Here is an 11,412-nt window from a genome sequence, read left to right as displayed (position 1 = left end):
CCGGGAAGGGCCGGATCGCCCGAGACGATCCGGCCCTCCGCTCCGACCGGAAATCCGGGTCAGAGCAGACCGCCGGTGATACCCAGCAGCCCGTGATCGGACGAGGCGTGCGAGTCGCCGCCGAGCACACCATCGGTGACCCCACCGGTCACGTCACCGACAGTGTCGGTGACACCGGGGAGGAGGCTGTCCACCTGGTGCGTCACGCCGCCCACCGTCGACGGCACGTCGAGCGGCGGGACCACGCCGCCGACGACACCGTCGCCGTGCCCGAGGCCCAGCCCGCCAAGGGTGTCGTCGACACCGAGGGAGCTGACGACCCCGCCGAGCTGACCGTGGGTGCCGGAGAGGACACCACCGGTCAGGTCGCCGCCGATCAGGTTCGAGTCGGTGACGCCGAGCAGACCGCTCGGGTCGCCGACGGCGCCGGTGACGTCCCCGAGCACCGGGTCCGCGATCGCGTCCACCGGCTGCACCACGTCGGCGTCGAGGGTGTGCGCCACGTCGGAGACACCGGCCAGGTCGGTGTCGAGGCCGTACGGGCCGACACCCAGACCGATGCCCGGCAGCACGGTGACCCCGGCGGCGGCAGTCGACGGGTCGACAGCGATGGCGCCGAGCACGCCGGCCTTGACGTCAACGCCACTGGGCGAGCTGGTGACGCTGATCTGCTGCGCCACGCTCTGCAACTGCCCCACCACGTCGGTGGTGTCGGTGAGAAGCGGGTCCAGCCCGAACTGCCCGACCGGCGAGGCCAACGGCGCGAGGCCCGCACCCGGCGCGTAGTCGACGACCAGCGGTACGACGTCCTGCACGTCCGCAGCGGTGATGTCGGTGAGCCCGGCGCCCCGCAACGCACCCTCGGGGTCGAGGTCGAAGGCCGACCGCGCGTCCGGGTTCGTCAGTAGGTCAAGCACGAAGTCGTGGAGCGTCTGCTGCGAGTCCATGTGCCGGTTCTCCTCGGATGTGGCATGGGCGGGGTGTCGTACGTCGACGGTGACGACGCTATTGCCGGGACCCGCCCCCGGGCATCGGGGCTGAACCCGCATCCGGGCCGGTTGAACTAGGGGCTCCCCCACCTCGTACGTTAGGGGGACAGGGGGAAACCGTCCCGGCGAGATTAGGGTCCCGACCAGGGACTGATCTCTGGTACGAACGTAGGAGCCCGCGGGGTTCGCCGGGGGTGGGTCGTCGGGCAGCCGGCGCCATCGCCACCGACCGGCCGACTCACGGGGAGAGACAGAGACGATGCCGTACGTCCTGGGGATAGACATCGGAAGCAGCAACACCGCCGCCGCCGTCGCACGGCGACGCGGGGCGACCTGGACCCGTCCCGAGGCCGTCCCGCTGAGCGCCGGCTCACCCCTCATGCCGTCGGTGCTCTGCCTGGCCGAGGACGGTTCGCTGCGCGTCGGCGAGCCCGTGACCGACGACGGCAGCCGCACCACCCGGGACTTCGTCCACCGGATCGGCGACGACGTGCCGGTGCTGCTCGGCGGCGAGCCGTGCGCGCCGCAGACGCTGACCGCCGAGCTGGCGGCCTGGGTGGTGGAGCGTGTCCACGCCCTGGAGGGCGGGGCGGCCGAGGCGATAGTGCTCAGCCACCCGGCGGGGTGGCGCCCCTATCGGCGGGAGGTGCTGCACCGGGCACTGTCGAACCTCGGCCTACGGCACGTGACGTTGCTGCCCCGCACGGTCACCGTCGCCGAGAGCCACGCCGCTCGCGGGTTCGCGGGCAGCACGGCAGTGGTGTACGCCTTGGGGGGCAACAGCTTCGAGGCGGCCCTGGTGCGCCGCACCCCGCGCGGCACGTACGAGACGTTCGGCACCCCGCAGGGTCTCGACTCGATCGGTGGCGCCGACTTCGACGAAGCGCTGGCCGAGCATGCTCGTACCGTGCTGGCCCGGGAGTTGGCCGCGACCGGACGCCGCGGGGCCCAGGCCGCGCTGCGCGGGCTGCGCGCGGAGTGTGACCGGGTCAAGCGGGTGCTGACAGTCGACCTCACGGCCGACGTGGTGCTGACCCTGCCGAGCGGCCCGACGCGGGTGCCGGTGACCCGGGCGCAGTTCGAAGCCATGATCCGCCCGACGGTGCAGGCCACCGTCGACCTCCTGCTCCGGGCCGTGCGTAGTGCCGACCTGACTCCGGCGCAGCTCGACGGCGTCCTCCTGGCCGGCGGCTCCACCCGGGTCCCACTCGTGACCGAGCTGATCGGCGCGGCCCTCCCGGTGCCCGTCGAGGTGGAGCCGGACGCACAGTTGACCGCCGCCACCGGGGCGGCGATGGCCGCCTGTCAGGTGGTGTCACCACGCCCTCGCCAGCCGCCGCCGGCCCGCGTTCCGGCCCCGGTCAGCGGCGCCGGGCGGGCCACCCTCCCGGCACCACGCCGCCCCCAGCACACCGTTCCGGGCGATCCGCCACCGCGGCCCCCGGTCCGGGTCCTCCCACTGGAACTGCCGAAGCCGTCCCGCCTGGCGCTGGCCCGCGCCCGAGGACGCGAAGGATGACCCCAATGATCATGAATGACCTCGCCGCACCAGGGTTGACAGTGGACAAGGGGTTGCAGGCGCTACTGGACACTGTCGCGCAGGACCCGACCGGCCCCCTCGCCGTCGGCATCGCCGGCCCGGCCGGTCACGGAAAGACCGCGCTCCTCGCCGAGCTGGAGCGCATCCACCAGCGCGCCGGGATCGCCGTCCGCACGGCCGCGCCGGAGCCGGACGAGCCGGTCGACCCCGACACTGTGGTGCTGGTCGACGACGCGCACCTGCTCGACGACGCGCGGACCGAAGCGCTGCTGCGTCTGGTCGCCGGCCGGCGACACCGGTTGGTGGTCGCCCACCGCCCGTGGCCCCGGTCGGCGGCGTTCAGTGAGCTGGTCGACGCCCTGCGACGCGACGGGCAGGCCGTGCTGCTCACGCCGTTCACCCGGGAGCAGACCGCCGCCCATCTCGCCGCGACACCCGAGCTGGGCCGCCCCGCAGACCTTGTCGACTTCGTCCACACGCAGACCGCGGGCGTACCCCGGGACGTGGAACGGCTGGCCCGCGGCCTGGCCGGCGCGGAGACCCGGACCGGGGTCGTGGACCCACCCCGGTCCGTCATCCTCGAGTTCGGGCCGGACCTGGACGTCCAGCCCGCGGCGGTACGACGACTGCTGCTCGCCGTCGCGGTCGGCGGGGCGCTGCCGGTGAGCATGCTCGGCGCGCTGCTGGGCCGGGACCCGGCCGGGGTGGACGAACTGATCGCCACGACCAGGGCGGCCGGGCTGCTCGGCGCGGACGGCCGGCTCGCGCCGATCGTCCGGCGGGCCGTCGCGACGCTCAGCCCCACCACCGAGCGGACGGCGGTCTGGCGGCGGCTCACCGAGTTGCAGCTCGCCCGGGGTGGCGCGGTGCTGCCGCTGGTCCGCTCCCTGCTCGCGGTCGGCGCGCTCGCCGACTGCCCGGCCGCGACCCTGGCCGCGGCGGCGGACGAGGCGTTGGCCGACGAACCGGCGTTCGCCGCCGAGCTGTTCGCGGCGGCCACGGCGGCCGGGCGGCCACCCAACGCGCAGCAGGCGCTCGCCGCCGCGCTCGCCGGTGACCTCGACGACGCACTTCGGCTGGCGGACCGACTCCTGGCCACTGCCGCTCCCCCGGAGCGCTCCGAGGCGGCAGTGGTCGCCGCCACCGCCCTGGCCCACCGTGGTCACGTCGGTCGCAGCGTCGAGCTGTTCCGGTGGTCGGGCACCGCCTCGGCCGCGGCGTTCGCCATCGTCGGCGGGCTCGCCGCCGGTGATCCGGCCGCCAGCACCGAGTCTCCGGCGGGCGAACCGGCGGGCGAACCGCCGACCCTGCACGCCAGCGCCGCCCGACTGATGGCCAACGGTGTACGGGAGAGCGTGACCGGCCCGCCGACCGCTGCGCTCTCCGCGCTCGTGCAGGCCGCCGCGCTGCTGGAGCCGGATGGCCGAGCGGCGTTGCTGCCGGACAGCCCGGCGGCCCTCGCCGCGTTGACGGCGGTGCACTGCGGTGAGCTGGAGATCGCCGAGCGGGTGCTGCACCGCGCCCTGGGCGCCGGTGTCGGCGGCCCGCTGATGGCCCGCCGCCACCGGCTGTTGCAGGCCTGGATCCTGATGGTCCGTGGCGAGATCCACGCCGCCGGCGAGCGGCTCGCCACTGTCACGCTCGACGGGCGGCCGCTGGAGTCACGCGACCAGCTCTTCGCCGCCGCGATCCGGATGGGCATCGGCCGGCGCAACAGTGACCTCGGGGCGCTCAAGCGGGGTTGGGGGCAGGCGCTGGAGGCAGTGGTGCGGCACCCCGTCGACCTGTTCACACTGCTGCCGCTGGGTGAGCTGGCCATCGCGGGCGCGCGGCTGGGTGACCTGGCCCGGCTGGAGCCGTACCTGCACCAGGGACGTGCGCTGCTCGACCGCCTCGACAACCCACCACTGTGGAGCGTGCCGTTGCACTGGAGCGGGCTGCACGCAGCAATCCTGACCGGCGAGCCGACGGTCGCCGACGAACACGTCGCCGCGTTGCTCGCCGCCGCCGGCCACAGCCGGTACGCGGCAGTGGTCGCCGCCGCCGCGGAGAGCTGGGTGGAGGTGCTCCGGGGGGTCGTCGACCCGACCCGGGTGGAGGCCGCCGCCCGAGGGCTGCACGACACCGGGTTGTGCTGGGACGGCGCCCGCCTCGCCGGGCAGGCCGCCATCCGCACCGCGGATCGCCGGGCGATGACCACACTGCTGGAGTGCGCGCGAGCGTTGCAGGGGCGGCCCTCCGGTGGGCAGAGCGGGCAGACTCCGACGACCGGTGCGAGCACGGCGCGGGCCGCCGGCCCCACCCAGCACGGGCTCAGCGACCGCGAGTACGAGGTCGCCGAGCTGGTGCTGGCCGGATTGACCTACCGGGAGATCGGCGATCGGCTCTTCATCTCGGCCAAGACCGTCGAACACCACGTGGCACGGATGCGTAACCGGTTGAACTGCGCCAACCGCACCGAGCTGCTGGCGCTGCTGCGCACCCTCGTCGCCGATCGGGCCAGCGACACCGCCGGGCAACCGTGGCCGCAGCGGGCGAGCCGATGACCCGCAACGATGTTCGGCTGATCCGGGCCAGGCTGGCCGTGCTGGCCGCCGTGCTGATCACGCTCTGGTCGTACGCGGCCTACGTGTCCAGCCAGGACACCGTCGACCTGCTGCGCGTCCGGGCGCTGGCGGACACGCTGGGCCAGCCCATCGACCGCCTGATTCTGAGCCTCCAGACGGAGCGTCGGATCACCGCCGAGACGATCGCCGGGGCGGGGCAGACGACGCCCTCGCTGGTCGGGGCCCGCGAAGGCACCGACCGGGCCGCCGCCGAGATCCGCGAGTTCACGAAGGGCCGCGACCCTCGGCTGCTCAGCGCCGGCACCGTCCGCGACCGGGCCGGTGAGCTGGTCCGACGGCTCGACGGCCTGGGCACGAGGCGATCCCAGGTGGACAGCGGTCGGCTCGACCAGGGCGCGGCGATTGGCGGGTACGACGAGGTCATCGACGTCGCCTTCCGGGTGTACGGCCCGGAGTGGGGCGCGTACGAGAGCGGGTTGGCCGCCGACACCCGCGCGGTGATCGCGCTGGCCCGCGCCCGGGAGTTGCTCGCCCGGGAGGACACGGTGGTCAGCGCGGCCCTGACCGGCGCACGGCTCGGTGCCGACGAGCGGCGCCGGCTGAGCGAACTTGTCAGCACCCAGCGATACGCGCGCACCGAGGCCGCGGCCGGCCTTCCGGCCGACGGCCAGGGCGAGCATCAGCGCCTCGCGGCCGGCCCCGAGTTCGCGGCCCTGCTCGCCCTGGAGGACCGGCTGCTGCTCCAGGGCGGCACCGCCAACGCCCTGGCCGGTCTCACCATCCAGGGCTGGCGGGCCGCGGCGGATGCCGCCCTCGGCGCGCTGCAGACACTGGTCACGAACACCGCCCGCAGCAGCGTCGAGCGCGCCACCCCCGGTGCCGCCGTGCTCATCGCGCGTACCGGGGCAGTGGTGGGGCTCGGCCTCATCGTCGTGCTCGTGCTCCTGCTGAGCTGGGCGAGCACCGTCCGACGCCTCACTGACGAACTGACCAGGCCCAACGCCGACCTCCCGGCGCCGACGCCGGAGACGCCGAGCCCAGCGCAGGCACCGGCGACGTCGGGGGGTGACGCCGAGCGGGAGCTGTTCCTGGGGTTGACCCGACGCAACCAGGTCCTGCTGCGCGACCAACTCAGCCTGCTGGACGGGATGCAACGTCGGGAACGGTCCACCGAGGAGACCGGCGAGCTGTTCCAACTCGACCACCTCACCACCCGGGTCCGACGCAACGTGGAGAAACTGATCACCCTGGCCGGCGCGACACCCGCCCGCCGCTGGCGACGCCCGGTGCCACTGCTCGACGTGGCGCGCGGCGCTGTCGCCGAGGTGCCGCACTACCACCGGGTCCTGATCGCGCCGCACTGGCCGTGGTCGCTCGCGGGGCCGGCCGTCACGGACGTCATCCACCTGCTGGCGGAGCTGATCGAGAACGCCCTGGCCTTCTCCGGGGCGGAGACCACCGTCCGGGTCAGCGGCGAACAGCGACCGCAGGGGTGTGCCGTCCTCGTCGTCGACGACGGGCCCGGCCTGGACGCCGCCGCGCTGGCCGAGGCGAACCACCTGCTCGGCAACCCGCCACCGGACGGCCCGCCCGCGGGCCTCGCCGGCTGGTACGCCGCCGCCGTCCTGGCCGGCCGCTGCGGCGCCCACGTCTCGCTGCGCCCCAGCCGGCGGGGTGGGACGGCAGCCATCGTGCTCCTCCCCTCCCGGCTGATCGCGGTCACCGACACCGGCCGCACACCGGCCAGCGCACCACCCGACACCCCGTACCCACGGGCCCGCACCGGCGCCGAACTGCCCGACCCCAACGGCGACGGCGCGCTGCCGACGCGGGTCCGCCACCCCGGGCCGACCGGTCCGGAACACGGCAGGACCAGCCTCGACACTGTTGAGTTGCCAGTCGCGAGAACAGCAAGGAGACATCAATGACGTCTGCAGTGGTCGCCGAGGACGGTCTGACCGACGCCCTGAACGATCTGGTCGACCGGGTGCACGGCGCGGAGTTCGCCGTGGTGCTCTCACCGGACGGGCTGCCGCTCGGCGGCTCGCGGCGGGTGGGGGACAAGCTGGCCGAGCAGATTTCCGGCGTGGTCGCCGGACTGATCGCGTTGGGGCTGGCCGCCACCCGGACCTGCGACGCGGGTCGGCTGCGCCAGGTCGTGGTGCAGATGTCGCGAGCGTTCCTGTTCATCGCCACCATCCCGAACGGGACCATCCTCACCGTGCGGATCGCCGGTGACGACGTCGAGGTCGGTGACATGGCGTACGAGGTGGCGCTCTTCGTGGGGCAGGCCGAGCAGCACCTGCCGATCACGTTGGGCCCGGCCTCCTCGGTGACGATCGGGGACACTGGTGCACACCAGCGGCACCACTGACGAGGCGTGGTACGACGACGACGCGGGTCCGGTCGCCCGGCCCTACACGATGACCGGGGGGCGCACCGCGCCCGCACGCGGCAAGTTCGACCTGATCTCGCTGGTCGTCGCCCGGCGGGGGGTCACGCCCCCCACACCGCTCTTCCCTGAACAGGCGCGGATCGTCGAGCTGTGTCACCATCCAGTGTCGGTGGCCGAGGTGGGTGCCGAGTTGGATCTTCCGCTGGGGACCGTCCGGGTGCTGCTCGGTGACCTGCTCGCGGCCGGGCTGATCGAGACGCACGACCCGCCGATGCTGTCGGAGCTGCCGACCGAGCATCTGCTCGAGGCGATACTCGTCGGGCTTCGCGGGCTGTGACCCGGGCAGTGCCACCCGCGACCCGGACGGGTCGTGGGCGCGCACCCGGCGACGAATCGAAGGAGAGACTGGCAGTGCCGGCAACACCACCCCAGCCACGCCGTACCGTGGCGATCATCCTGCTGGATCGGGTCGTGGCCCTCGTCACTGCCGCACGGCGGGTGCTCACCGGTCGGGAGGACGTCTCGCGGGCCACCTGGGTGGCCGTCGTCGCGGCGCTCGGGGTGCTGATCGCGACGGCTATGTCCGTCGTCGGGGTGCTGCGTACGCCGGAGAAGCTGACGCCGGTGACCCTCGACCCGCCGCCGTCGGTCGAGCAGGTGGGCGCGTCGCCGTCCGCTACCCCGCGGGCGCAGGCGCGACCGGCGGCCACCAGCCCGGCGGTGCCCGCTCCCCCGCCCGCGTCGGCCTCCTCGGTCCCACCGGCCGTCGCGTCGTCGACCCGGCCCACGCCGACCGGTGCGAGTGCCGAACCCACCCCGGCGGCCCTGGGCGCAGCCTTCGCCATCACGGACAACGCCCTGCTCAGTTACGGCGCGACCGTGACGATCAGTAATCCTGGTCCGGTCCCGGCGCCGGGGTGGACGCTGGTCGTCACCCTGCCCCGGGAGTCGCTGGGGATCAGCGGTGTCGAGGGAGCACAGGCCAGCCGGGACGGTGCGGTCTGGACGTTCGTGCCGGACCCGAACACCGGTCAGGTGCCCGGCAGCGCCTCGGTCCGGGTGACGTTCCGGGTCAATGGATCGTTGACCGGTTCCGCCCCCAAGGCGTGCACCATCGACGGGGTCGCCTGCTCCGGCCTGTCGAGCTGACCAATCCGGGACGCACCGATCGAGCGCGGTACACCGGGCGTTCCGGCGGCAGCCATGCTTGATTGATCATCAGTTCGGGCGCGGTTCGTACCGTCGCGACCATGACTGTCCTACCCGCATCAACGTCGCCTCGCCGCGCCGGGTCGCGCCTCGGCGCCCTGGGTACCCGGGCCGCCGCCGCCGTCGCCGCCCTCGCCGTCATCGGCGCTGCCGTCGCGGTCACCGTCGCGACCTCGTCGCCCGCCACCGCCGAGCCGGGCAGTGTCGTCGTCTCGGAGAACTTCTCGACCGGGTCACTGCCCGTCGGTTGGCACGCGGTCGACGGCACCTGGAAGGTCGAGAACGGCCGACTGTACGGAACCTCCGCCAGCTCCAGCGAGAACAACAAGATCACCTTCGGTCGGCACCTGAACGACTTCCGCCTCGAGGCGACAATGCGCTTCGAGTCGGTCTCGGCCGCCACCCGCTGGGCCTCGCTCGGCATCGACGTCCCCGCCAGTGGCGCGACCCCCTGGTGGATCGCCACCATGCGTAGCGGCACCACCGCCGCCAACGGGCTCGAGTTCGCCCAGCGGACCACTGCCAACGCCTGGGTCGTGACGAACACCGCCTCCGCCCCGTCCGCCGCCGGCACCGGCCGGGACGTGCGCGTCGCCGTCGAGGTGCACGGCAACCAGGCCCGCTGGATCTTCGACGGGCGGGAGGCGATGCGGACCAGCAGCCTCCAGCGTTCCGCCGACGGCGTTCAGGGGCTCTTCGTCAACGGCGCGACAGTGTCGTACGACGACGTCACCGTCACCGAGCTGGCGCCGAACGGCTACCTCCGCCCGGAGGGCAGCCCGTTCACCGTGATCGCCCACCGTGGCGCGTCCGCCGCCGCACCGGAGAACACCCTCGTCGCCCAGGAGATCGCCCGTAAGGGCGGCGCCGACTGGATCGAGAACGACGTCCAGCCGAGCAAGGACGGCATCCCGTTCATCCTGCACGACGGCACCGTCGACCGGACCACCGACGGCACCGGCAACATCCGGGACCTGACCGCCGCGCAGATCAAGGCGCTCGACGCCGGCTCCTGGTTCGGCCCGCAGTACGTCGGCGAGCGGGTGCCCACCCTCGCCGAGCAGCTCGCCGACCTGCGGACCCGGGGCGGCAACCTGCTCGTGGAGATCAAGGGCAAGCACACCCGCGACGAGGTCGCCACGATCATCCAGGTGATCCGGGACGAGCAGATGATGGGCCGGGTCTTCATCCAGAGCTTCGAGGTCGACGCCCTGAAGTACACCTACGAGATCGCCCCCGAGCTGCCGCTCGGCCTGCTCCGCAGCACCCTGGACGCCGACCCGGTGGCGATCGCGAAGGAGCTGCACCTGACCGCGTACAACCCGGACGGCAACGCCCTGTTGGCCAAGCCGGAGGTCGTCGCCCCGCTGCACGCCGCCGGGGTCGCCGTGATGGCCTGGACGATGGACTCCGCCGGCCTGTGGCAGCGGCTGGAGCGCATCGGCGCCGACGCGATCATCACCAACCGCGCGGCGGAGCTGGTCGGCTGGAACTGGGCGTTCGTCCAGCGGGCCTCCGCCGACCCGACAGTGCAGATCACCTCGCCGGCCAGTGGCGCTCGGCTGGACCGGGCGCAGTCGCCGGTGATCGCGGTCGCCGCGACCAACGCGGACACCGTCACCGTCACGCTGGACGGTAAGAAGTCGGCCGCCGGGCGCAAGCTCGACCTGGCCAAGCTGACCGCCGGCCGGCACACCATTTCCGCCGAGGCCATCGGGCCGGAGGGCACCGCCACCGCGACCAGCACCTTCACCGTGACGGTGAGCCAGGCCGGCCTCGGCTACCTGATCCTCACCTCGGGCGCGGACCCGGCCGCCGTCACCGCGATGACCACCAAGCTGGCCCACGCCCAGTACGCCGAGCTGGCCACCTATGCCGACCGGCAGGCCGGCAAGCTGGTGCCGGCGGAGGTCGCCAGCGTCATCGCCGCCGACGCCCGCACCCTCGCTCTAAAGTAGCGGCTCGAAGGGTGGCGCTGGTCCGAAGGCCAGCGCCACCCCGAGTCCTCAGTGGAGGACGACGGCCGGCTCGGCCCGCTCACTCTGTTGTCGCACCAACGGCAGCGCCGGGGCCAACGCCAGCGCCATGCACAGGCCGCCGATGGGAAGCAGATCGAGGGTGACCACCGGCAGGACGATGCCGGCCAGGAGCAGTGGCACACTCCACCACGGAAGCCGCCGTCGGGCGGCGAGCATGCCCGTGAGGACGAGCAGGCCGAGGAAGAAGAGCTGGGGTACGACGTCGTAGAACGCCACCTCCACGCCGGGGATGTCCTTGAACTCCGCGCCGAGCCTCGACATCTCCGCCCGGTCCTCGGCCAGCAGCCCCTCGACGATGTCCGCGCCGAACTGCACCATCGTCGCGGCGAGGCCGACCAACGTGCCGGCCACCACCCCGGTGCGCCACGGAGTGCGGGGCAGTAGACGGGCCAGCGCGAGCACACCCGGGACGAAGCACACCATGCCGGCGAGGGCGACCAGGTGAGCGGCCTGCCAGTCGAGCCCGGGGCCGTACACCCCGTCGGATCTTGCCCACAGCCGGACCAGGCCGTAGGCCACGATGCCGACCGGTCCGGCGATCACGTAGAGCGCAGCGCGTTTCATGCCAGCCAGCATGTGACCGCCGGCGCCTGCGGACCTCCGGGAGCTTCCCTCGGGTCGCCCTGGCTTTCATCTCAGGTCTTCCACCGAGCAACCCCGAGACCCGCCCGAC

9 protein-coding genes are annotated in these 11,412 nt (G+C 73.4%); 7 read left to right on the top strand and 2 right to left on the bottom strand.

Features of this window, described 5'->3' with window-relative positions; genetic code table 11:
- Positions 1–59: 59 nt before the first annotated feature.
- On the bottom strand, positions 60–947 hold the full coding sequence (locus tag ACLJOK_RS07100; protein WP_410817000.1) for an IniB N-terminal domain-containing protein: 888 nt from the start codon (positions 945–947) through the stop codon (positions 60–62).
- A gap of 301 nt (positions 948–1,248) precedes the next feature.
- Between ACLJOK_RS07100 and ACLJOK_RS07095 the strand changes: the two genes are divergently transcribed.
- From ACLJOK_RS07095 to ACLJOK_RS07065, 7 genes are all read left to right on the top strand, one after another.
- The gene (locus ACLJOK_RS07095; RefSeq protein ID WP_410816998.1) at positions 1,249–2,508 is read left to right on the top strand and encodes an Hsp70 family protein; all 1,260 of its coding nucleotides are present in this window, start codon (positions 1,249–1,251) and stop codon (positions 2,506–2,508) included.
- A gap of 5 nt (positions 2,509–2,513) precedes the next feature.
- Entirely contained in the window at positions 2,514–5,075 is a 2,562-nt protein-coding gene (locus ACLJOK_RS07090; protein ID WP_410816996.1) for a LuxR C-terminal-related transcriptional regulator, read from the top strand.
- Complete coding sequence (locus tag ACLJOK_RS07085) at positions 5,072–7,024, top strand: nitrate- and nitrite sensing domain-containing protein (RefSeq protein WP_410816994.1); 1,953 nt, start codon at positions 5,072–5,074, stop codon at positions 7,022–7,024. The genes ACLJOK_RS07090 and ACLJOK_RS07085 overlap by 4 nt, the downstream gene beginning before the upstream one ends.
- Complete coding sequence (locus tag ACLJOK_RS07080) at positions 7,021–7,470, top strand: roadblock/LC7 domain-containing protein (RefSeq protein ID WP_238676806.1); 450 nt, start codon at positions 7,021–7,023, stop codon at positions 7,468–7,470. The genes ACLJOK_RS07085 and ACLJOK_RS07080 overlap by 4 nt, the downstream gene beginning before the upstream one ends.
- Positions 7,448–7,828 (top strand): DUF742 domain-containing protein, encoded by a 381-nt coding sequence (locus ACLJOK_RS07075; protein ID WP_410816992.1) that lies wholly within the window; start codon positions 7,448–7,450, stop codon positions 7,826–7,828. Before ACLJOK_RS07080 ends, ACLJOK_RS07075 begins: the two co-directional genes overlap by 23 nt.
- A 74-nt stretch (positions 7,829–7,902) precedes the next feature.
- On the top strand, positions 7,903–8,640 hold the full coding sequence (locus ACLJOK_RS07070; RefSeq protein WP_410816990.1) for a cellulose binding domain-containing protein: 738 nt from the start codon (positions 7,903–7,905) through the stop codon (positions 8,638–8,640).
- Between the two features lie 101 nt (positions 8,641–8,741).
- A complete protein-coding gene (locus ACLJOK_RS07065; protein WP_410816989.1) occupies positions 8,742–10,658 on the top strand; it encodes a glycerophosphodiester phosphodiesterase family protein in 1,917 nt (638 codons plus the stop codon).
- Positions 10,659–10,706: 48 nt separating this feature from the next.
- Here the strand turns inward: ACLJOK_RS07065 and ACLJOK_RS07060 are convergent, their stop codons facing one another.
- Positions 10,707–11,303: a hypothetical protein gene (locus tag ACLJOK_RS07060; RefSeq protein WP_410816988.1), complete on the bottom strand. Its 597-nt coding sequence runs from the start codon at positions 11,301–11,303 to the stop codon at positions 10,707–10,709.
- Between the last annotated feature and the right edge of the window lie 109 nt (positions 11,304–11,412).

This window comes from Micromonospora sp. 050-3 (genome assembly GCF_046549335.1).
Lineage (GTDB): Bacteria > Actinomycetota > Actinomycetes > Mycobacteriales > Micromonosporaceae > Micromonospora > Micromonospora trifolii.
Note: the sequence above shows the minus strand (reverse complement) of the source record. Positions and strands in the feature narration are given on the sequence as shown.